We start from the raw sequence: 23,237 nt of genomic DNA on the forward strand, positions 1-23,237 counted from the left end.
CCGACGCACCACTGGGCAGAAACCGTAAAGGCAAAATGTAAAGAATGTAAATTCCTCCCAAATAGCAATATTTCGCAATTGATACATAAAATTGTTTACCCTATATTCCGCCGCCTCAACCTTGGGGAAGGCACTGTTCATGTCGCGTCAACAATCACAATTACCGGTTAATTCACCTCGTCTGCTGGCCTCCGCCATCGGCGTCGCCCTCGGTGCGACGGCTGTCGCGCAGATGGCCCAAGCGGCGGAAAAGATCGACGAAAAAGCCCCGCGCAACGCCATCTCCCTGGACGCTACCAGCATCACGGGCGAGGCCCAGGACACGACGTCCTACCAGGTCGAAAAAGCCTCGTCCTCGAAATACACCGCGCCGCTGGTCGACACGCCGCGCTCGGTGACAGTCATTCCCCAGCAGGTGCTCAAGGACACCGGCGCCCTGAACATGCAGGATGCCCTGCGTACCGTGCCGGGCATCACTTTTGGTGCCGGCGAAGGCGGCAACCCCCAGGGCGACCGTCCGTTCATCCGTGGCTTCGATGCCCAGGGCGACACCTATCTGGATAACGTGCGTGATACCGGTTCGCAAAGCCGGGAAATATTTGCGGTGGAATCCATCGAGGTCAGCAAGGGCCCGAATTCGGCCATCGGCGGCCGCGGCGCTGCCGGCGGCACCATCAACCTGGTGAGCAAGAAAGCCCACCTGGGCGACTCGTTCGACGGTGGCTTCACCTGGGGTTCGGACCAGACCCAGCGCTACACCCTCGACGGCAATTACCAGTTCAGCGACAGCGCCGCCGGCCGGCTCAACCTGATGAGCCACGAAAGCAACGTCGCCGGTCGTGACCAGGTCAACTACGATCGCTGGGGCGTCGCGCCGTCGCTGGCGTTCGGCCTGGGCACCGACACCCGGGTCAACCTCGACTACTACCACCTGGAAAGCAACGACCTGCCGGATTCGGGCATTCCCTACAGCGTTCCCGCCTCGGGCCGCACCGCCGACCGCACCGAAGCCAACCCGGACAAGCCCTATGCCGGCGGCGACAGCAGCAACTTCTATGGCCTCACCGACCGCGACTTCCGCAAGACCCGCGTCGACACCGCGACCATCGCCATCGAGCATGACCTGAGCGATGCACTGACCGTCAAGAACACCCTGCGCCACGGCTCCAGCATGCAGGACTACATCCTTACCCAACCCGACGACAGCAAGGGCAACGTCAACAACGGTACGGTCTGGCGGCGCGTCAACAGCCGCGTCAGCAATGTCGACACCACCACCAACCAGACTGATCTGTTCGGTGATTTTTATGTGGCCGGCTTCAAGAACAGTTTCTCCACCGGCATCGAGCTGAGCCGCGAGACCGGCGAGAAGACTTCGTACAACGTCAACACCGACACCGTACCGGGCACCACCGCCGCGAACACCAACTGCACGCCATCGCTGGTCGGCGCACCGAGCGGCTACAACTGCACGTCGCTGTCCAACCCGAACCCGAACGATCCCTGGAACGGCGCGATTTCCCGCAACTATGCCGGCACCGACACCACCAGCGTCACCCGCGCGCTCTACGTGTTCGACACGTTGGAGCTGTCACCGCAATGGCTGGTGAACATGGGGCTGCGCTACGACCACTTCGACACGAAATACAAGACTTACAACGCCGCCGGCACCACCACGTCCAAGGGTGACGACACCAGCGAATTCGTCACCGGCCAGTTCGGCCTGGTCTGGAAACCAGCCGACAACGGCAGCATCTATGCGTCCTATGCGACCTCGGCCACGCCGCCCGGCAGCATGGTCGGCGAAGGCATCGAGGGCAATCCGCTCGGTGGGACGCCAGACCGCAGTGGCAACCTGCTCGCCAGTGACATGGAGCCGGAAACCACCAAGAACTACGAGATCGGCACCAAGTGGGACTTGCTCGACAGCCGGCTTTCGCTGACCGCGGCGATTTTCCGCACCGAGAAGGAAAACGCCCGGGTGCAGGTCGACACCACGACCTATGAAAACGCCGGCAAGACTCGCGTCGACGGCCTGGAGCTGTCGGCCAGCGGCAAGCTCACCGAGAAATGGCAGGTGTTCGCCGGCTACAGCTACCTGAACAGCGAGCAGGTCGATGGCGGGCCGATGAGCACCAGCGACGGCAACGAATTGCCGAACACGCCAAAAAACAGCGCCAGCGTCTGGACCACCTACGCGCTCACGCCCAAGCTGACCATCGGTGGCGGGGCCTTCTATGTCGACGATGTGTTCGGCAGCGTGGCGAACACCACCATGGTCGACTCTTATGTGCGTTATGACGCCATGGCCAGCTACAAGGTCAGCAAGCACCTGGACCTGCAACTCAACGTGCAGAACCTGACCGACGAGACTTACTACGACAAGGCATTCTCGACCCACTTCGCCAACCAGGCGGCCGGGCGCACGGCGTTGTTGAGTACCAATTTCCACTTCTGACCGGTTGAAAGAACCCGACGCCGATGGTCAGGCTCGCTCCCACAGGATCTGGCCACCACCCATTACTGACCGGCACCGGGCAAAGCCCCGTTCATGCAAATGAATGGGGCTTTTATGTGTGTTTATGAATGCTTCTCGATAACACACGGCATAATGCACGCCGTGACAAACAGTATTGAATGAACAAGGCGGGCGACGTGTTGAAGAAAACCCTGTTCCAGTTGCACTGGTTTTTCGGCATCAGTGCCGGGCTGGTCCTGGCGTTGATGGGCGTTACCGGTGCGGTGGTGTCTTTCCAGGACGAAATCCTGCGGGCATTGAACCCCGAGGTGCTGACGGTTGAAAAACAACCGGCCGGCGTCCTGCCGCCCGCCGAACTGGTGGAACAGATCGAAGCCGCCTCCGGCAAGACCGTCGCCATGCTCTGGGTCGAGACCGACAGTGGCAACGCCGCGCGGGCGATCTTCACCGCCCCGCCCGGAGAGAAACGCGGGCCGATGCGCTACTTCAACCCTTACAACGCGCAGTTCCTGGGTGACGTGGTGGGCCAGGATTTCTTCGGCCTGATGCTCAGGTTGCACCGTGTCCTGACCCTGGACGACGTGGGCCGGCAGATCACCGGCGCCTGCACGCTGATCCTGGTGTTCTTCTGCTTGTCCGGCCTCTACCTGCGCTGGCCGCGCCAGTGGAAAAACTGGCGCGCCTGGCTGACCCTCGACTGGGCGAAAAAGGGCCGCAGCTTCAATTGGGACCTGCACTCCGTCGCGGGCACCTGGTGCCTGCTGTTCTATCTGTTGGCCGCCCTGACCGGGCTGACCTGGTCCTATGAGTGGTACAACAAAGGCCTGACCCGCCTGCTTTCCGATTCGCCCAAGGATGAGCGCGTGCGCAGCCGCGGCCCCGCCCCGAGCGGCCCGGCGCCGATCGCCGATTACCGGGCCATGTGGAGCAGCATCTACAGCGCCGCCGGCCCCGGCCTGTCCGCCTACAACGTGCGCATGCCGCCGGTGGCCGGGCAACCGGCGACGGTGTTCTACCTGCTCAAGGACGCCCCCCATGACCGCGCCCTGAACCAACTCATGCTCGACCCGAGCACCGGCGTCATCAGCCGTCACAGCCGCTACACCGACAAGAGCCTCAAGGCGCAATTGCTCACCAGCATCTATGCCCTGCATGTCGGCAGTTACTTCGGCCTGGTCGGGCGGATCCTGGTGACCGCCGCCGCGTTGGCCATGCCGCTGTTTTTCATCACCGGTTGGCTGCTCTACCTGGACCGCCGGCGCAAAAAACGCCAGGTCCGCCAGGCTCGCCAAGCGCTTGCCGGCAACCCTGGCGATGCCCCGGCGTGGCTGATCGGCTTTGCCAGCCAGAGCGGTTTTGCCGAGCAACTGGCCTGGCAGACCGCCGGCCAGCTCCAGGCCGCCGGGCTACCGGTGAAGGTCCAGCCGTTGGCCGGCGTCAGCGAGAAGGATCTGAACAGCGCCACCCGTGCCCTGTTTGTGGTCAGCACCTTTGGCGACGGTGAAGGACCGGACAGCGCTCGCGGCTTCGAGCGCAAGGTGCTCGGCCGGGCGATGAGCCTGGAAAGCCTGCAATACTCGGTCCTCGGCCTCGGTGACCGGCAATATGACAATTTCTGCGGTTTCGCCCGCCGTCTGCACGCCTGGCTCGCGGAGCACGGCGGCAAGACGCTGTTCGCGCCGGTGGAAGTGGACAGCGGCGACCCGTACGCCTTGCGCCACTGGCAACAGCAACTGGCCGAGCTGACCGGCCAGCAGCCTCCGGCGGATGCGTGGCAAGCGCCGAGCTTTGAACACTGGACCCTGAGCCAACGCACCCTGCTCAACCCCGACAGCAGCGGTTCGGGCGTGTACCTGCTCGGCCTCGGCGCCCCCGGCCCGAGCAGCTGGCTGGCCGGTGACCTGGTGGAAATCCTGCCGCGCAATGATCCGTGGGCCATCGAACACTTCCTCGATGGCCTGGGTATCGCCGGGATCGCCCGGGTGCAGGTCGATGGCTTGCAGCAGACGCTCGAACAAGCCCTCGCCACGCGTCAACTGCCGCAAAACCGCGCCCACCTGGTGGGCCTGCACGCCCAGGCGCTGGTGGAGGCGTTGGCACCGCTGGGAATGCGTGAATATTCCATCGCCTCGATCCCCGCCGACGGTGTATTGGAGCTGATCGTGCGCCAGGAACGTCACGCCGATGGCAGCCTGGGCATCGGTTCCGGCTGGCTCACGGAGCACGCGCCGCTGGGCAGTCCCATCAGCCTGCGGCTCCGTCGCAACAGCAGCTTCCATCTGCCGCCCCAGGGCGTGCCGATGATTCTACTGGGCAACGGCACCGGCCTGGCCGGCTTGCGCAGTTTGCTCAAGGCCCGCGTTGCCCAGGGCATGCAGCGCAACTGGCTGCTGTTTGGCGAGCGCAACCGCGAGCATGATTTCCATTGCCGCGACGATCTGCAGGAATGGGTGACCTCCGGCGACCTGGAACGCCTGGACCTGGCGTTCTCAAGGGATCAGGAAAAGAAAATCTACGTCCAGGACCGCCTGCTGGAATCGGCCGCGTTGCTCAAGCAATGGCTGGCCGACGGCGCGGTGATCTATGTCTGCGGCAGCTTGCAGGGAATGGCGTCAGGCGTGGACCATGTGCTTAACCTGGTGCTGGGCCGCGACGAAGTGGAAAAGCTGATCGAGCAGGGTCGGTATCGGCGGGATGTCTATTGACGAACGCTTTTTGAATCCACCCTATAACCCTGTGGGAGCGAGCTTGCTCGCGATAGCGGATTGTCAGTCAGCATTTTATTGACAGACATATCGCCATCGCGAGCAAGCTCGCTCCCACATTGGTTTTTGTGGTGAGCTTTGATTCAAACCGGCTGCAACTTCTTCTCGAACACCGCCACCCCTTCAAGATCGCGCAACACCACGCTCATCTCGCCGCTCTGCCCGTCGATGTTCACCTCGCCAAAGAATTGATAACCGGCAAACGGTGAAGTGTTCTGCGCGGGGGGCGCTTTCTGGAATACCACTTCCGGGCCGAAGGTCTTGTCCAGGGCATTGGGCCCGAAGCTGCCGGCGTTCAGCGGCCCGGCGACAAACTCCCAGAACGGTTCGAAATCCTGGAACGCGGCCTGTTCAGGATGGTAATGGTGGGCGGCGCAATAGTGCACGTCGGCAGTCAGCCAGACGTAGTTGCGCACCTGATGCTTGCGCAGATAACCAAGCAGTTCGGCAATTTCCACTTCACGCCCCTGGGCCTCGCCCGGGTCACCGTTGGCGACCGCTTCCCAGCGCGGCACACCAGGGCTGACTTCGCCGTCGGGTACGCCGAGGCCGATGGGCATGTCGGCGGCAATGACTTTCCACTGCGCCCGGGATTGCTTCAGTTCGCGCTTGAGCCAGTTCAGCTGCTCACGCCCGAGGAACGGTTTCGCCGCGCCGAGGTTGGCGTCATTGGCTTCGCGGTAGCTGCGCATGTCCAACACGAACACATCGAGCATCGGCCCGTAGCCGAGCTTGCGATAGATCCGTCCACCATGGTCGGCCTTCTGCAGGCGCATCGGCGCATATTCCAGCCAGGCCTGTCGCGCACGGCCTACCAGGCTGTGGATATCCTTGGTCTGGTAGCGCTCGTCCAGTTGCTTGCCCGGCGACCAGTTGTTGACCACCTCGTGGTCGTCCCATTGCCAGATCTGCGGCACCTCGGCGTTGAAACGACGGACGTTTTCATCCATCAGGTTGTAGCGGTAGTTGCCGCGATATTCGTCCAGGGTCTCGGCAACCTTGCTCTTGGCTTCGGTGGTCAGGTTACGCCAGATGCGTCCGCCCTCGGTGGTGACCTGCGCCGGCACCGGGCCGTCGGCGTAGATGGTGTCACCGCTGTGGATAAAAAAGTCTGGCAGGCGCAGGCGCATGGCTTCGTAGATGCGCATGCCGCCAATGTCCGGGTTGATGCCGAAGCCCTGGCCGACGGTGTCGCCGCTCCAGACAAACCGGATGTTGCGCTTGAACTGCGGCACGCTGCGCAAGTGGCCGAGCCAGGGCTCGCTGGCGACACCGCTGCGGGCGTCTTCGAAATGCACGCGGTAGAAAATCGCCTGGTCGGGCGGCAGGCCGGTGAGTTCGACCCGGGCGGTGAAATCGCTGCGGCTGTCGGCCAGCGCCGAGACAAAGCGCCGAGGGTTGGAGAACTGGCTGCGGGTGTCCCACTCCACCACCATCCGCGCCGGGCGGTCGCTGCGACTCCAGATCATCGCCCGATCGCCCTGCAAGTCGCCCGACTGCACGCCTTCGGTCAGCACCGGCCGGTCCTTGACCGAAGCAATCACCGCCGGCGCCAGCCCCGGCAACAACAAACCGGCACCAACGGCTTGCATTACACGGCGACGGCCCAGGTCGAATTCGCTCATGGTGTTCTCCCTTGAAATGGGAAAACTTAAGCATGGCTGTGTGAAGTGGGTGTGACAGGGACTCAGGACGCCCCAAGATCAACTGTGGGAGCGAGCTTGCTCGCGATGGCAGAGTGTCAGGCAACTAATATGTCGACTGATACACCGCTATCGCGAGCAAGCTCGCTCCCACAGGAAACAACAGGGCTGGGTCAGGCCTTCGCCGGTTCCAGCGCCATTTCCACCGCCTCCGGCCGCTTGAGCAGCGCATAGGTCACCGCCGTCAGCAGGCTGCCCGCGACGATTGCCAGCAGGTACAGCAACGCATGATTGATGGCGTTGGGGATCAGCATCACGAACAGGCCGCCGTGAGGCGCCATGAGCTTGCAGCCGAAATACATCGACAGCGCACCGGTCAGCGCACCGCCAGCGACGCTTGACGGGATCACCCGCAGCGGATCCTTGGCCGCGAACGGGATCGCGCCTTCGGAAATGAAGCACAGCCCCAGCACCAATGCCGCTTTACCGGCCTCGCGCTCGGTCTTGGCGAATTTGCGCCGGGCGATGAACGTAGCGATGCCCAGGCCAATCGGCGGGACCATGCCGGCGGCCATGGTCGCGGCCATGGGGGCATAACTCTGCGAAGCCAGCAGCCCCACCGAAAACGCATAGGCGGCCTTGTTGATCGGCCCACCGAGGTCGACGCACATCATCGCCCCCAGCAGCACGCCTAGCAGCAGCGCATTGGTGGTGCCCATGCTGTCGAGGAAATGCGTCAGGCCTTCGAGCATGCCCGCCACTGGTTTGCCGACGATGTAGATCATCACCAGGCCGGTGAACAGGCTCGCCAACAGCGGAATGATCAGGATCGGCTTGAGCGCTTCCAGGCTCTGGGGCAGCCGCGCATAGCGGTTGATCGCCTTGGCGGCATAGCCGGCCAGAAAGCCGGCAATGATCCCGCCGATGAACCCTGCGCCCAGGGTGCTCGCCAGCATCCCGCCGATCATGCCTGGCGCCAGGCCAGGCCGGTCGGCGATGGAATAGGCGATGTAGCCCGCCAGCAGTGGCACCATCAGTTTGAATGCGGTATCGCCGCCGATCTGCATCAGTGCCGCCGCCAGGGTGCCAGGCTCCTTGAAGGCCTCGATGCCGAACACGAACGACAAGGCGATCATCAAGCCACCCGCCACCACCATCGGCAGCATGAACGAAACACCGGTCAGCAAGTGTTTGTAGACGCCGCTTTTTTCCGCCTTCGCCGGACCGCCGGAAGCCTCGCTGGCGACGCTTTCCTGCCGACCTTCGGCCAAGGCTTTGTTCAGCGTGGCTTCGGCCTGCTTCAACGCGATGCCGGTGCCGCAACGGTAGATTTTCTTGCCGGCGAAACGCTCGGTGGCGACTTCAATGTCGGTCGCCAGCAACACCACGTCGGCCTCGGCAATCGCCTCGGGACTCAGCGGATTACGCGCGCCCACCGAGCCCTGGGTTTCGATCTGCAAGTCGTAGCCCAGGCGCGTCGCAGCCTGCTGCAAGGCTTCGGCGGCCATGAAGGTGTGGGCGACGCCGGTCGGGCACGCGGTGATGGCCACCAGGCGCGGGGCGCGCTCGGTCGAGGCCTGTGGTGCTTCGGCGAGCACGTCGGCCTCGGCCAGCACCTCGGCTTCCTCGGCGCCACGCCGCAACACCGTATCAACGTCTTGCAGGGCCTGGGCCGGGGTGCTGCGAAATACCCGCTTGCCGACGAATCGCGAGAGGTCCACCGGGCCGCTGGCAACCAGCAGCACCCACTCGGCCGCCTCAAGCGTGGCGGCCGACAACTGGCGCTCGGGGTGCGCCGGGTCATGCACTTCAACGCTGGTGCTCCAGCTCTGGCGCTGGGCCGCCGCGTCCAGCAGACGGGCGCACAACACACTGGTGACCATGCCGTTCGGGCAGGCCGTCACAATGGCTAATTTCATCTTGCGAACCCTCTTATTGTTCTGTCAGGGGGCGCACGCGCACGCCCTGTTCAAGCGACGCCAGCAACGCGGTGTCGTGGATGCCAAAACCGATCTGCGTGACCGCCATGGCGGCGATGGCCGTGGCGCTGCGCAGGGTCTGCTCCGGCGTGTGCGCACCGAGCAAGCCGTGCAGCATGCCGGCCAGCAGCGAATCACCGGCGCCCACGGTACTGGCAACCGTCACCTTGGGCGGCGAAGCATGCAGTGCCGAACCGACGCTGAACCAGTTCACGCCGTCGGCGCCATGGGAAATCACCACGTGCTCGATACCCTCAGCATGCAGGCGCTGCGCCGCTTGCGCCTGGGCCAGCTCGCTGACCACGGCGCAGCCCAGCGCATCGGCCAGCTCCTCGGTGTTCGGCTTGATCAGCCACGGCCCCGCCGCCAGGGCGACGCGCAAGGCTTCGCCGCTGGTGTCGAGGGCCACGTTCAGGCCAAGTTGTTTCAGGCGCGTGATCAGCGCCTGCAGCCATTGCGCACTGACGCCACGCGGCAAACTGCCCGCCACGACCACCACATCATGGCCTGGAGCGATTTGCTCAAGGCGCGCCAGCAACGCCTGCTGCGCGGCTTCGTCGACCATTGGGCCCGGGCCGTTGAGATCGGTGATGCGGCCGTCCTGCTCGGCCAGCTTGATGTTGCTGCGGGTTTCGCCCGGAACGCGGATGAACGCGTCGACGAAGCCACGCTGAGCGAACAGCGTCTCGAACACCTGGGCGTTGTCCTCGCCGAGAAAACCACTGACCGTCAGCGTATGGCCGAGATCGGCCAACACCTGGGCCACGTTCACGCCTTTACCGGCGGCGTGGGCGTGCATGGCATCGCTGCGGTTGACCTGGCCCGGTTCCAGGCGCGCCAACTCCACCGTGAGGTCGAGCGCCGGGTTGAGGGTCAGGGTAAGAATCTTCGCCATTACAGCGCCTCCACTAATGCGCGCACGTCGTCGGCGCTGCCCACGGCCAAGGCCTCTTGGGCCAGGGTTTGTACTTGCGCCAGGCTCAATTCGCGAACCCGCGCCTTGACCTCGGCGATGCTGCGGGCCGAAACGCTCAATTCGTCGACGCCCAGGCCCACCAGCACCGGCACCGCCAGCGGATCGGCCGCCAGCTCGCCGCACACGCCGACCCATTTGCCATGGGCATGGGCCGCGCGCACGGTGATGTCGATCAGTTGCAGCACCGCTGGATGCAGGCCATCGGCCTGGGCCGATAGGGTCGGGTGACCCCGGTCGATCGCCAGGGTGTATTGGGTCAGGTCATTGGTGCCGACGCTGAAGAAGTCGACCTCCTTGGCGAGCACCGGCGCCAGCAGCGCGGCGGACGGCACCTCGATCATGATCCCCAGTTGCAGGTCCGCCACCGGGATTTCCCGGCGCAGGCGCTCGGTCATGGCGCGGGCCTGGCGCCACTCGTCGACGCTGCCAACCATGGGGAACATGATCCGCAGCGGACGGTTGTCCGCCGAGCGCAACAAGGCGCGCAACTGCGCTTCCATGACCTGCGGACGCTGCAAGGTCAGGCGGATGCCGCGCACCCCGAGGAACGGGTTTTCTTCCTTCGCGATCGGCCAGTACGGCAGCGGTTTGTCGCCGCCCACGTCAAGGGTGCGCACCACCAGCGGCCGACCGGCCAGGCCATCGAGCACCTTGCGGTATTCGGCTTCCTGGGTCGCTTCGTCCGGGGCCTCGTTGTGAGCCATGAAAATCAATTCGGTGCGCAGCAGGCCGATGCCCTCCGCGCCCTGTTCCACCGCGCTGGTGACGCCAGCGCTTTCGCCGATGTTGGCGAACACTTCCACGGTGTGACCGTCGCGGGTCAGCGCCGGTTGGTGACGCTGCTCGGCGGCGGCCTTGAGGCGCTGCTCGCGGGTGTCGCGTTCTTCGGCGGCGCGTTGCAGCGTGGCGGCGTCCGGGTCGACATGCAGCCGACCGCGCTGGCCGTCCAGCAGCAAGGAGGTGCCCGGCGCCAGCAGCAATACCGCTGCCCCGGCGCCGACCAGGGCGGGAATGCCCAGGGCACGGGCGACAATCGCGCTGTGGGCGGTGGCGCCGCCCCGGGCGGTCAGGATCCCCGCCACCCGAGCCGGATCCAGGCGGGCCACGTCGGAGGGGCCGACTTCGTCCATCACCAGAATGTACGGTTGATCCGGCTCAGCCGGCGTTTCCACGCCACACAGCTGCGCCAGCACCCGACGGCCAACGTCCCGCAAGTCGGCGGCACGTTCGGCAAGCAAGGCATCCTGCAGGGCTTCCTGTTCTTTCGCGGCGGCTTCGATCACGCCCATCCACGCCGCTTGCGCGCTCTCGCCCAGCTTCAAGCGGGTGTCGACCTCGTCGGTCAGCTCCGGGTCGTCGAGCATTTCCTGATGAGTGATGAAAATTTCGCGGATGGCCTTGGCCTTCGCGCGCTCGATCAAGCCTTCGATGTCGCGGCGTACCTGGCTCAGGGCTTTTTGCAGGCGCTCGCGCTCAATGGCCGGTGACTCGCCGCGCAACGGATAGTCGATGTCTTGCAGCACTTGAACATGCGCCGGGCCGATGGCGATGCCCGGTGCGGCGGCGACCGCCTGGAGCAGGCTGCCGGATTCGGGCGCCAGCATCACGCTGGCGACTTCGGCGAGGGTGGTTTCCCGTGGCGCGCTCGGTGGCGGCAGCGGTTCGACCTCTTCGCCGAGCCCCTCTTCGACGGCGGCCAGCAAGGCCGGCAGCGCATCGGCGGCAATGCTCGGCTCGGCAATAAACTCCAGGACCTGGCCACGACGGGCGCCCAGGCTCAACAGTTTGCTCAGGCTCTTGGCCGACACGGCGCTGTCCTGGCCGTCGACGATGCGCACGCGGATCTCGCCTTCGAAGTTTTTCGCCAATTGCGCGAGGATTTTCGCCGGACGTGCATGCAGGCCATGGGCATTGGCCAGGCCGATACGGGCGCTGGGCCAGTCGGCGGGCAGCTCGCCGCCCAGCACTTCGAGGACCTTGCGACTGCTGGTGGCGCGGCCCAGTTCGTGGCCGCGACCTTCGATCAGCAGCGCGCAGAGTCTTTCCAGCAAGGCCTGATGGGCCTCGCCGAGGCTGGCCAGGCAGAACAGTCCGCTCAGGGGCTGGCCGAGGTAACGGATGGGCTTGTCCGGCGTGACGAAAGCCAGGCCAGGGCGCTTGACGGTCTGTTCACTGTGCAGCCACCACAGGCCGTCGCCCAACGGCAGCGCCTCGACCTGCTGCAACACACCGGCGAACCCGTTGCTCACGCAGTCGGCCTGGCGCAACAGACGAGCGCCGCGCCACACCAGTTCTTCGAAATCGTCGGCCGACACGCCGAGACCGATCATCTGCGCATCCAGCGCCAGTTCCTGCGGCGCGCCTTGCAGCAGTTTCAACAGTGCCTCGGCGGACCCGGCGCGGCGCAGGGCCTGACCCAGGTCCGTCTCGCCGAGGGCGCGGGTCAGCAGTTGCAACAGGCGCAGGTGCTCGTCGGATTTGGCCGCGATGCCAATCGCCAGGTAAACGATCTGGCCATCGCCCCAATCCACGCCTTCCGGGAATTGCAGCAAGCGCACGCCGGTGGCATACACCAGGTCGCGGGTCTGCGGGGTACCGTGGGGAATGGCAATACCTTGGCCAAGAAAGGTCGAGCCCTGGGCCTCGCGGGCCTGTAAGCCGGCGAGGTAACCTTCGGCGACCAGGCCATCGGCCACCAGTTTGTCGGCGAGCAATTGCAGCGCGGCGTCTTTATCCACAGCCACCTGGGCCATGGATATCTGCTCTAGAGTGAGCTCGAGCATGCTTTCTCCTTTTTGGCGTCCGGTGGGCGCCAGGTATTGTTTTGAATGAATCAGCTTAGCGTGTGGGACGGCTTCCGGCGGTATCGCGGCAGTGCGGCCAGAAAATCCCAAGAGCCTGAAAATACGCTTGCTGAAACGTTTAATCTAGAAAGATTGGCACGTTACTCGATAATCTCTCATCCTTGAAGTGCAACTTGTCGAAAGCGCCTCGGGGGTGACCATCGTGCCGAATCGGGTAGGATGGGCCTTCAATGTCGCGGCACACTCGAAAAAACAAGGAAAACCGGGTTGAAACTCAGTGATATCGCCCAGCTTGCCGGTGTGTCCGTCACCACCGCCAGCTACGTCATCAACGGCAAGGCCGAACAGCAACGCATCAGCAACGCGACCGTCGAACGGGTGCGGGCGGTGGTCGAAGAACATGGCTTCACGCCCAACCCCCAGGCCGCCGGGCTGCGCAGCCGGCACACGCGGACGTTGGGTTTCATCCTGCCGGACCTGGAAAACCCCAGCTATGCCCGTATTGCCAAGCTCCTGGAGCAAGGCGCCCGCGCCCGGGGCTATCAACTGTTGATCGCCAGTTCCGACGACGCGCCTGACAGCGAGCGGCAATTGCTGCAACTGTTCCGCGCCCGGCGCTGCGATGCGCTGATCGTCGCCAGTTGCCTGCCGGCCGAGGATGACAGTTACCGCCAGCTCCAGGCCAAGGGAATTCCGATCATCGCCATCGACCGGGTGATGGAACCGGCGCACTTCTGCTCGGTGATCAGCGATGACCGCCAGGCCAGCCTGCAACTGACCCGCAGCCTGCTGGACACCCACCCGCGGCAGATCGCACTGATCAGTGCCCGCCCCGAACTGAGCATCAGCCAGGAGCGGGCCGCGGGGTTTCGCGAGGCGCTTGCCGGGTTCGACGGCCAGGTGTTGATCGAACACGGCGAGTCGTTCAGCCGTGAATGCGGTCGCCAACTGATGGACGAGATGCTCGCGCGCCTGGGGCATTTGCCCGATGCGCTGATCACCACCTCCTATGTGCTGCTGCAAGGCGTGTTCGACGCCCTGCATGATTTTCCGCTCAAGTCGCGGCCGCTGCGCCTGGGCACGTTTGGTGACACGCAACTGCTGGATTTCCTGCCGCTGCCGGTCAATGCCATGTCCCAACAGCATCAACTGATCGCCGCCAAGGCGCTGGAACTGGCGCTGGCGGCCATCGAGAACGATGACTACCAGCCTGGTGTCCAGGCGATTGCCCGCACGTTCAAACAGCGTATCCACCAAGGCTGAGGATTTTCCCGGATCGAACCATGGAGCTGATCGACACCCACACCCACCTGGACTTCCCGGATTTCGACGCGGATCGCTCGGCGCTGCTGGCCGAAAGCCGCGCCCTGGGCGTTCGGAAAATGGTCTTGCTGGGGGTATATCGGGACAACTGGCAACGGGTCTGGGACCTCGTGCAAAGCGACCCCGACCTGCATGCCGCGCTGGGCCTGCACCCGGTGTACCTCGATCAGCATCGGGGCGAAGATCTTGAGAACTTACGTGACTGGCTGGCCCGCCTGGCCGGGCATCGGCAGCTGTGTGCGGTGGGGGAAATCGGCCTGGACTACTACATCGAGACCCTGGACCGTGATAGCCAGCAGGCATTGTTCGAGGCGCAACTGGAACTGGCCGTGGAATTCAACCTTCCGGCGCTGATCCATGTGCGCCGCAGCCACGCCGCGGTGATCGCGACCCTGAAGCGTATCCGCCCCGCCCGCACTGGCATCATCCACGCCTTCGCCGGCAGCTTCGAAGAGGCCCGCGAATACATCAGACTCGGTTACAAGCTCGGCCTCGGTGGCGCCGCGACATGGCCGCAGGCTTTGCGCATGCACCGAGTGTTGCCAAAACTGCCGCTGGACGCGGTGGTGCTGGAGACCGATTCACCGGACATGGCCCCGGCGATGTTCCCCGGCCAGCGCAACAGCCCGGCGCATTTGCCGGCGATTTGCGCGGCGTTGGCGCAGATCATGGGGATCAGCCCGGAACGACTGGCCGAAGCCAGCACGGCCAACGCCCGCCAACTGTTCAATTGGTGACGACCTGTGGGAGCGAGCCTGCTCGCGAATACGGTGTATCAGACACCCTATGCCCGACTGATACAGCGCTTTCGCGAGCAGGCTCGCTCCCACATTGGAACTATGTGGACACAGGAATCACACCCGAAACGCATTGATCAACTGCTTGAGCTGCACCACTTGCGCGGACAGCTCACGGCTGGCGTCTTCGGTCTGGTGCGCGCCTTCGGCGGTGCGTTCGCCGGCGCGGTTGATCTCGACGATGTTCTGGTCGATGTCATGGGCGACCGCCGTCTGTTGCTCTGCGGCAGCGGCGATCTGCTGGTTCTGGTCGACGATCATGCCAACGGCGCCGAGGATATTTTCCAGCGCCTGCTGAACCCTTTCCGACTGGCCGACGGTGCCGCTGGCCATCTCATGACTGCTGCCCATGGCCTTGACGGCGGCGCCCACGCCGCTGTGCAGCCGGCTGATCATCGCTTCGATTTCCTCGGTCGATTGCTGGGTTCGCTTGGCGAGGGTCCGGACCTCATCGGCCACCACCGCGAATCCACGCCCTTGCTCGCCGGCCCGGGCCGCTTCGATCGCGGCATTGAGCGCCAGCAGGTTGGTCTGCTCGGCGATGCTCTTGATCACATCCAGTACACGGCTGATGGCCTGGCTGTCGGTGGCCAGTTGATTGATCACTTGCACCGACTGTTCGATTTCACTGGCCAGCCGGGCGATGCTGCTTTGCTGTGACTCAACCAGGCCGCGTCCGCTGAGGGTTTCATCGTTCACGCTATGGGCGCTGCTGACTGCCGCGGCGGCACTGCTGGCGACTTCCTGGGCGGTGGCCGACATCTGGTTCATCGCCGTAGCGACCAGCTCGATCTGGCTGCGCTGCCCGGCCACGGCCTGGTTGCTCTGGGCAGACACGGCTTGTACCTGACCGGCCTGGCGCTCGACCTCGGCAACCGTGCGACTGACCTGCTCGATCAAGTCATGGATCTTCGCCACGGTGCCGTTGAACACTTCACCCAGCTCGCCCAACTCATCCTTGCTGCGAGCCACGAAATTGACCGTCATGTCGCCGGCCGCGACCTTGTCCATCATTGCGCCCAAATGCTTGAGCGTGGTGCGAGTCGAGACATAGAAACCGGCGTACAGGTAAAAAATCAACAGGAACACCACCGCCAGTGCCACCGCTTGCAGCACCATGTGGCTGCGGTTCTGCTCCAGGCGGTGCTGCAACTGGACACCGAGAAAGCCCAGTGTCACTTCGTTCAGCCGATAGGTCTGTTCCATCAGGCCGCTGACCTGCTGGTAAAACGCCGACCAGGGGGCGTCGAGCGTATCGGCCATCACCACCTGTTCCTCGATCAGTTCGGCGGCCTGTTTGAGAGAATTCCTGCTGGCGCCAGCCTGCTCGGCAAGCGCTTGCCCGGCCGCCTGGCTGGAGCCAAGGGCATCCTGCAATTTCAGATCATATTCGCCCTGGAGTTTTTCGACCTGTACCAGCAACTCGTCAAACCGGGTGCTCGAAGCAGAATTGAGGAACCCCAAGCCCAACGACGAAGCCCCCAGCGCCCGTCCCTCGCCCAGGATCTGGGTGACCTTGGGGGTTACGCCAACCATCAGGTCGCTGAGTTGGCGGATGTCGCCCTGGTTGTCGCGGCTCAGGCCCGCCTGGCTGGCGATGACCTGGCCAAATATCTGCGCATTGTTGAGCAACCTGCCGATCAGCGCGCTCTTGCTTTGCAGGGAGCTTTCGGCCTGCTGGGCCTTGAAGGCGGCGATCATTTCGTCGCGCTTGGCATCGAAGGCGCTGACGTGCTCGGGCTCTGCGGCCATCGCCTGCATGCCCTGGAGGCGCGCGAGAATCTGTTGCTCCAGGGTGCTGATCCGGCTTTCCACATCGCCCGCCTTGCCGGACTGACCCAGGCTGGCATTGATCTGCACCAGGTTGTTCAAGGTCTCCAGGTCGCGGCGCAGAGTCAGGCTGCTGCCCAGCAAGTCGAGGCTTTGCAACTCGACTTGGGTGCCCTGGAACTCCCGGTAGGAATCACGTACCAGAAAGAAGTTGGTCACCAGCATCGGCAGCAGGAACAACACGCTGATCAGGCTGAACTTCATGCCGAAGCTCAGGCGGTTCATCAGGGCGACGGCGGGCCAGAGCAAACTCTTCACAAGGAAGTCTCCCGATAATTTTTATTTTTATAGGCGCGCGGGCAGGCAGCAGAAGGCCACTATGCGGACGCTGCTTCTGTATAGCCTAAATCGGCGGGGAGATTTGTAACTTAAGGTTAACGAGAGGAATGACCCGGCTCAGTCGTGGCGAGGGGATTTATCCCCGTTGGGCTGCGAAGCAGCCCCTGGTATCTGGCTTCCAAAAGCGAGGGGGCCGCTTCGCGCCCCAGCGGGGATAAATCCCCTCGCCACAACCGACTCGCTTGCCTAGGCCAACACCGTCCACAACGCAAACCCGGCATACCAGAGTACCGCCGCGCGCAACAGCAGTTCCCACAGCCGATCCAGGCTGTTGATGCCGTCCGGCCCGGCGACGGGAGTCGGGATCTCGCCGGCCACCAGGCCGACCTTGTTGATCAGGTCGGCCGCGCTGATGTTCCAGTTCAGCAGTTCGTGCAGCATCACCCGGCTGACCGCCACGAAGTTGCCCACCAGGGCGAAGCTCGCCGCCAGCAATCGCACCGGTACCCAATCGAACGCGTGGCGCAGTTGCGCCGCACGCTCGGCCACGCCGGGGTTGTGGCTGTGTTCGGCGGCCAGGGCGAGCAATCGATAGCTCAGGGCAGCCACCGGGCCCAGCAGGAAATACCAGAAGATGACAGCAAAAAAACTCTGGTACGCCTGCCACAGCAAGTGCCCCTGGACCCGTTCCAGCAACTGCTCGCCGCCATCGGCATCGATGTTCAGGTCGCGCTTGGCCACATGATTCGCTGCCTGCAGATCTTCCCGGCGCCAAGCGTCGCGAAACGGCCCGAGTTCAGCCAACAGATCGCCGCGCCCCAGGCTGTAGATCACCACCAACAGGTGCACCGGCAGTGCCAGCAGACCATAGGCCACCGGCTCCAGTACCCATAGCAGCAACGCCAGCAGCGCCACCGGCAACAGCACCATCACCATCAGCACCAGCCAGGGCCGATTGACCCAGCGCGGGCTCGCTTCGAGCTTGTTCAGCTCGCCCAGCCAGCCGCCGTCACGCTGGACCCGCTGGCGCAGGGCCGAGAATTTCTCGATCCAGACTGCCAGCAGCAACACCAGAAAACTCATTGTCCTTCCCCTTCTGTCAGGGCCGCGCGATAGCGCGCCCAGTCGAATGCCAGTCCCGGATCGGTCTTGCGCCCCGGGGCAATGTCGCTGTGCCCACAGATGCGCTGCACCGTGATCGCCGTAAACGCCGCGCGCAACTGCCGGGTCAGGTCCACCAAGGCGACATATTGCGCGTCGGTGAACGGCAGATCATCGGTGCCTTCAAGCTCGATGCCTATGGAAAAATCGTTACACGTCTCCCGCCCTTCGAAGCACGAAACCCCCGCATGCCACGCACGCTCCAGACAAGAGACAAACTGGGTCACGGCGCCGTCACGTTCGATCAGAAAATGCGCAGAGACACGCAGGTCGGCAATACCGGCAAAGTAGGGATGTTCCGTGACATCCAGACGATTCTGGAAAAATTCCTGTACCTTGCCGGTCGCGAACTGTGCCGGCGGCAAGCTGATGTTGTGGATCACCAGCAGGGAGATCTCGCCCTCGGGGCGCGCATTAAAATTGGGCGAAGGGCAATGACGCACGCCATCGCACCAACCGCTCACGGGGTCCAGCTGCATACGGGTTCCTTCGATGACGACGGTGAGTGCCGCCAGTATGCCGCGATCTACGTCGGCTGCGCGATCACTTGCCGCGATTGAGCTGGCGCAGGTTGCCGAGAACAGACTCCAGTGCCCGGTCGAACAGCAGGGTGTCGTCCAGCAGACGTGCCGCTCCCCGGCGGAATTCCAGGGCCAGGCTGGTGCGGCTGTGCTCCAGGACCTTGAGGCCGGTGCGGTTGACGAAAACGAATTTGCCGGTGGCCTGGATGATTGCCGCCAGCTTGCAACGCAGGCTGTTGTCTTCGTCTTCCTGGAACTCGACCCAGCATCCCAGGCGCAATTGATCGACCTGACGCAGGCCTGCATCATCAGCCGGCAAGCGCACGGTCGGCTCTTGCGCGGGCGTCTGTGACGCAGTGCGAAGGACGATGGGTTCCGCCACTTCGACCATGACCGGCAGATCCGCCGGCTCGCCAGCCTCCGTTGCCTGGCCCAGCCGCTGCAGGGCCTGGACATGAAGCAGTTCCAGCTCGCTGAAGAATTCGCTGGTGGCGAACGGATCGAACGCCGAGCGACTCAGCCCCTCGCGCAGGGCCTTGAGCAGCTCCGGCACCATCGCCAGCAAACGCAGGCCCGCATCGGACTCTTCGTGATGCTGGACACTCCAGACCAATTGTTCGAGGGTCAGCACGTCGGCCCGCCATTCGGCTGAATGCTCGCCATGCTTGAAGCCGGTCAGCAGCAGCACCTGGCTCCAGGCCTGCTGCACGAAATCGACTACGGCCTGGGGCAGGACTTTGCCGAGCATGACCTGGTTCAGCGCCCCTTCGACCCGCTGTCGAGCCAGGTCGGCCTTTGCCCTTCCCTCTTCGGCGTCACGGATGCGCTGCTCAAGCAATTCACAACGGCGGCGCTCGTCGCTGGTGAAGGCCAGGAAATCGGCCAGCACTTCGGAAAATATCGCCGGATCGTCGACGAAGTCATTCAACAGGCGCTGCACCACCTGCTCGATGCGCAGGTAGAGGCTGTCACGCTGATGATCATCGCAATCACCCCAACCCATCGCCGCCGCGGCGATTTCATTGAGCAACCGGCGCGCCGGATGATTACTGCGACTGAAAAAACTCTTGTCCTGCACCGCGACCTTGAGCATCGGGATCTGCAGCCGGCCGATCAAGGCCTTGAGGGAATCCGGCAGGTTACGGTCATCAAGGATGAATTCGAACATCATCGCGATCAGGTTGATCACGTCTTCGTCCGCGCCTTCGACCACGCGGGATTTGCCGCTCTTGACGCTGACCCGGGTCAACAGCTGTTCGAGCTGGCTACGCAGGTCGAAGTCATCCTGAACCGAGGGGGCCGGCACGTATTGCTGCAAATGAGACAACAAGCGCAAAAGGTCACGGGTCGTGATCGGCTGGGCCGGTGCACTGGGCTCAAGGGTCGGCGCGACACTGCCGCGCACCTGGACCAACAACTTCTGCAAAGCGGCGAAGACTTCCTGCACGCTGTCATCGACATCGTCGACCCTTGGCCTGGCAGGCCCGGCAGTGCTGGGCCGAGCAGGCTCCTCGACACGATCCGAGGCGCGCCGCGACGGAGAAACCTTCAGATCCGGCAAGATCCCGGTTGCCGCCAATAGCTGATTGGCCTCGGAATAAAGGTTGTCGCATTCGCTGAGCACATACCGCTCGAAGAGCTTGAGCAGGATCAGCTTGACCTTGATGCCTACGCCCAGGTTACGCCCGGCCTGGAGAAAATTCTCACACAGCAGGGCCGGGCTCAAGGGGTTGTGCTGGTTCGCCAGGGGCCGCGACAGTAACGCGCCGAGTCGCGCCGTGAGCTGATCGAGGGACAGGCCATCGCGACTGAGCACCCGGGTGACCATGGTTTCCACCGCCAGCCGGCGTTCGAGGTCATCATGGTTTCGCTGGGCCGGTATGGCGCCTAGTACAGGCGCGAGGGTGGCCTGGGTCAGATCGTATTGGGCGAGATTGACGAACGCCTCGAAAAACTGTTCGAGGAACTCACGTTCGATGCTCTTGCGTTTCAGCCGCAGGTCTCGCATGGCTTCGAAGTAGAGGTTCTGCTCGACATCGTTCCGCGCCCGGTCGGCCATTTCGAACAGGGTATCGTCAGCGTTATCGAACAGTTCCTGCAAGCCAAGGCGCAACTGCTGCGCAGCCTTGTCGCGAACCTGAAGCAGAATCACAGGCAGGCGGGCGAGCGGCGAGCGACTCGCCTGATCGGTAGACGCCTTGTGCAAAGGCACTACATTCCCGTCGTTGTGCATCCTGGCCTCCTGAAAGGGTATTCTTCGGCTTGCGACGTCAAAGTCATGGCGTCAATCGAAAGGCGGATTATCAGGTAAAAGAACCCTGCCGCACAGTAGACACTTGTGAACCAGCTCGAAATACTCGGAACAAGTGACAGGACAATCGGGAAAATGTTGCGGCCATGCGACCAAATGCAGGTTTCATTCAGCAGCACGCAAGTGGCGCCTTGGGTTCGCCTGCGGCCTGGCCCTATAATCCGGCCACTTTGTTTGTGGAGCCCGTCATGCCGAATCTACGCCTCGCCGATCTGACCGCCGAAATCGAAGCCAACGTGCGCCGTGCGTTGCTCGAAGACATCGGCAGCGGCGACATCACCGCACAACTGATCCCCGCCGAACGCCTGGCCAAGGCCACCATCATCACCCGCGAAGCCGCGATCATCAGCGGCACGGCCTGGGTCGATGCGGTGTTCCGGCAACTGGATCCCCGCGTCGCGGTGCACTGGCAAGTGCGCGACGGCGACCGGGCGAGTCCCGACCAGGCGCTGTTCCACCTCGAAGGCCCGGCTCGCTCACTGCTGACGGGCGAACGCAGCGCGCTGAACTTCCTGCAGATGCTCTCGGGCGTTGCCACCCGGGCCCGCTACCTGGCGGACTCCGTTGCCGACACCCAGGTCAAGCTGCTGGATACCCGCAAAACCCTGCCCGGGCTGCGCCTGGCCCAGAAGTACGCGGTGACCTGCGGCGGTTGCCATAACCATCGCATCGGCCTTTACGATGCCTTCCTGATCAAGGAAAACCATATCGCCGCCTGCGGTGGCATTGCCCAGGCCATCAGCGCCGCCCACAAGATCGCACCGGGCAAGCCGGTGGAAATCGAAGTGGAAAGCCTGGCGGAATTGAAAGAAGCGCTGGCGGCCGATGCCGACATCATCATGCTCGACGAGCTGAGCCTGGACGACATGCGCGAAGCCGTGCGCCTGAACGGCGGCAAGGCGAAACTGGAAGCCAGCGGCGGCATCAACGAAAGCACGTTGCGCCCGATCGCCGAGACCGGCGTGGACTATATCTCCATCGGTGCGATGACCAAGGACGTAAAAGCCGTGGACCTGTCGATGCGCTTGAGCCTCTGACAACAAAAAACGCCAGCCTTGAAGAGGCTGGCGTTTTTTTCAGACCACCAGATTATTCATCTCGCAGTACTCATCCCATTCCACACCCAGCACCTCGGCCGCTTCCTTGTGCAAGGCAAGGCGCTGCACCTCGAACTCTTCCGGCGTACTGGTGTACTTGAGCGTCAGCTCCCAAGGCTGCAGGCCCTGGGCCTCGGCCTCGTCCTCGAATGCCCACTGGATCTGGTCTTTCTGATCATCAGCGGACAAGTCCTTGATTTCCTCTGCCAATTGCGGCGTTTCTTTGAGGTACTTTTCCAGGGCTTGTTCGTGTCTGGCTTCTTGGGACAACTCTTTAACGGTCATGGCGTTCTCGCTGATCTGGGAATGGAAGATGGATCTGGATCATCAAGGATCTCTCTGACGCAGGAAGCCGTTGGAAGCTCGGTTTTCCTGGCCTTCAGAACCATTCGTGGATCATCTGAAAACTGCTGGGCGATGCTCATGCAGGTGACGAATATAGGATGTTTTGCCAACGATTTACACGGCTCTTTACATCCACCGCAGAAAAAATCTCATGCCCGACGGCAAGGTGCCCAGGAACATTTGTCATGGCAACCAGTCATAGCGATGTGCCATATCAGCACTTCTTCAGGAACCCAATGATGCGCAGTCTTGCGAAACGTTCGTCGACCCGGTTTGCTACCACGTCCCTCCTGCTCGGCAGCCTGACCTTGATCGGTGCTGCTCAAGCGGCTGTCGAAGTTTCCTCCGGCACCCCTCTGCCCTCAGACACGATCCCGCTGCTTCGCAACTCATTCGGCAAGGATGTTCTGATCAAGACCAATATCAGCGTGGGTGACCTGGAAAAATTACCAGAAGCAGTCAAGGACAACTCCGCGGAGCTGGACAGCCAGAAACGCACCCTTGGCGAGCAGGCCCGACAAATCGAAGAGCTCAAACGCAACAGTGGCTCCAGCTCCACCTCCAGCAGCAAGGAGATAGACGACCTCAAGCGCATCATCAAGGAACAGGAACGCGATCTGAACGACCTTGGCAAGCAAGTGGAAGAACTCAAGCGTAACAGCGGTTCCAGTTCGAGTTCGAGCAGCAGCGAAATTTCGTCCCTGAAACGGGAGCTCAGCGATCAGGATAACGAGATGACACAGCTCAAACGCACGGTCGAGGAGCTGAGCAGGAAGGTGAAATAACGAGGGGGGGTGGTGCCCGAGACAGGAATCGAACCTGCGACCTTCGCGTTACGAGTGCGCTGCTCTACCGACTGAGCTACACGGGCGTGGCGCTAAACCTAGCATCGTCCCCGGGGGACAGGCAACCTGCCCTGAAGGGATT

General features: G+C 63.1%; 15 protein-coding genes, 1 tRNA gene and 1 pseudogene. 6 read left to right on the forward strand and 11 right to left on the reverse strand.

Annotated elements, in window-relative coordinates:
- The first annotated feature begins 139 nt into the window (after positions 1-139).
- Positions 140-2,458 carry a TonB-dependent siderophore receptor gene (locus tag PSH78_RS22455; protein ID WP_305496875.1) on the forward strand — a complete coding sequence of 773 codons (2,319 nt, stop codon included), beginning with the start codon at positions 140-142 and terminating at the stop codon, positions 2,456-2,458.
- Between the two features lie 197 nt (positions 2,459-2,655).
- Entirely contained in the window at positions 2,656-5,184 is a 2,529-nt protein-coding gene (locus PSH78_RS22460; RefSeq protein WP_305501361.1) for a sulfite reductase flavoprotein subunit alpha, read from the forward strand.
- Between the two features lie 143 nt (positions 5,185-5,327).
- Here PSH78_RS22460 and PSH78_RS22465 read toward each other — a convergent pair whose 3' ends face one another.
- The 4 genes from PSH78_RS22465 to ptsP all read right to left on the reverse strand — a co-directional run bounded on the left by PSH78_RS22465 (position 5,328) and on the right by ptsP (position 12,625).
- The gene (locus tag PSH78_RS22465; RefSeq protein ID WP_305496877.1) at positions 5,328-6,869 is read right to left on the reverse strand and encodes an alkaline phosphatase; all 1,542 of its coding nucleotides are present in this window, start codon (positions 6,867-6,869) and stop codon (positions 5,328-5,330) included.
- Positions 6,870-7,060: 191 nt separating this feature from the next.
- A complete protein-coding gene (locus PSH78_RS22470) occupies positions 7,061-8,806 on the reverse strand; it encodes a PTS fructose-like transporter subunit IIB (RefSeq protein ID WP_305496879.1) in 1,746 nt (581 codons plus the stop codon).
- 13 nt (positions 8,807-8,819) lie between these two features.
- A complete protein-coding gene (pfkB, locus tag PSH78_RS22475) occupies positions 8,820-9,761 on the reverse strand; it encodes a 1-phosphofructokinase (RefSeq protein WP_305496880.1) in 942 nt (313 codons plus the stop codon).
- Positions 9,761-12,625, reverse strand: coding sequence for a phosphoenolpyruvate--protein phosphotransferase (gene ptsP / locus PSH78_RS22480; RefSeq protein WP_305496882.1), 2,865 nt, complete (start codon positions 12,623-12,625; stop codon positions 9,761-9,763). Before ptsP ends, pfkB begins: the two co-directional genes overlap by 1 nt.
- Before the next feature lie 288 nt (positions 12,626-12,913).
- Between ptsP and cra the strand changes: the two genes are divergently transcribed.
- Together cra and PSH78_RS22490 are read left to right on the forward strand one after the other, a co-directional pair.
- Entirely contained in the window at positions 12,914-13,909 is a 996-nt protein-coding gene (cra, locus tag PSH78_RS22485) for a catabolite repressor/activator (protein WP_305496884.1), read from the forward strand.
- Between the two features lie 20 nt (positions 13,910-13,929).
- Entirely contained in the window at positions 13,930-14,706 is a 777-nt protein-coding gene (locus PSH78_RS22490) for a TatD family hydrolase (RefSeq protein ID WP_305496886.1), read from the forward strand.
- 117 nt (positions 14,707-14,823) lie between these two features.
- Here the strand turns inward: PSH78_RS22490 and PSH78_RS26735 are convergent, their stop codons facing one another.
- The 5 genes and pseudogenes from PSH78_RS26735 to PSH78_RS22510 form a co-directional block, all read right to left on the reverse strand.
- Positions 14,824-15,753 carry a methyl-accepting chemotaxis protein gene (locus PSH78_RS26735; protein ID WP_370871138.1) on the reverse strand — a complete coding sequence of 310 codons (930 nt, stop codon included), beginning with the start codon at positions 15,751-15,753 and terminating at the stop codon, positions 14,824-14,826.
- Positions 15,730-16,821, reverse strand: a pseudogene (locus tag PSH78_RS26740) (methyl-accepting chemotaxis protein); the annotation flags it as partial. The gene PSH78_RS26735 and the pseudogene PSH78_RS26740, both read right to left, overlap by 24 nt.
- 300 nt (positions 16,822-17,121) lie before the next feature.
- Positions 17,122-17,958 (reverse strand): regulatory signaling modulator protein AmpE, encoded by an 837-nt coding sequence (gene ampE / locus PSH78_RS22500; RefSeq protein WP_305496891.1) that lies wholly within the window; start codon positions 17,956-17,958, stop codon positions 17,122-17,124.
- Positions 17,955-18,515: a 1,6-anhydro-N-acetylmuramyl-L-alanine amidase AmpD gene (gene ampD, locus PSH78_RS22505; RefSeq protein WP_305496893.1), complete on the reverse strand. Its 561-nt coding sequence runs from the start codon at positions 18,513-18,515 to the stop codon at positions 17,955-17,957. The genes ampE and ampD overlap by 4 nt, the downstream gene beginning before the upstream one ends.
- Positions 18,516-18,579: 64 nt before the next feature.
- On the reverse strand, positions 18,580-20,790 hold the full coding sequence (locus PSH78_RS22510; protein ID WP_305496895.1) for a DUF1631 domain-containing protein: 2,211 nt from the start codon (positions 20,788-20,790) through the stop codon (positions 18,580-18,582).
- Positions 20,791-21,056: 266 nt separating this feature from the next.
- Here PSH78_RS22510 and nadC point away from each other — a divergent pair, with 266 nt between their 5' ends.
- Positions 21,057-21,905 carry a carboxylating nicotinate-nucleotide diphosphorylase gene (gene nadC / locus PSH78_RS22515; protein WP_305496896.1) on the forward strand — a complete coding sequence of 283 codons (849 nt, stop codon included), beginning with the start codon at positions 21,057-21,059 and terminating at the stop codon, positions 21,903-21,905.
- 39 nt (positions 21,906-21,944) lie between these two features.
- Here the strand turns inward: nadC and PSH78_RS22520 are convergent, their stop codons facing one another.
- Entirely contained in the window at positions 21,945-22,250 is a 306-nt protein-coding gene (locus tag PSH78_RS22520) for a DUF6388 family protein (RefSeq protein ID WP_305496898.1), read from the reverse strand.
- A 299-nt stretch (positions 22,251-22,549) separates the two neighbouring features.
- Between PSH78_RS22520 and PSH78_RS22525 the strand changes: the two genes are divergently transcribed.
- Complete coding sequence (locus tag PSH78_RS22525) at positions 22,550-23,095, forward strand: hypothetical protein (protein ID WP_305501362.1); 546 nt, start codon at positions 22,550-22,552, stop codon at positions 23,093-23,095.
- Between the two features lie 10 nt (positions 23,096-23,105).
- On the opposite strand, the gene PSH78_RS22530 is transcribed toward PSH78_RS22525, so the two are convergent.
- Positions 23,106-23,181: transfer RNA gene (locus tag PSH78_RS22530), tRNA-Thr, on the reverse strand.
- Positions 23,182-23,237 lie beyond the last annotated feature (56 nt).

Source organism: Pseudomonas sp. FP198 (assembly GCF_030687895.1).
Lineage (GTDB): Bacteria > Pseudomonadota > Gammaproteobacteria > Pseudomonadales > Pseudomonadaceae > Aquipseudomonas.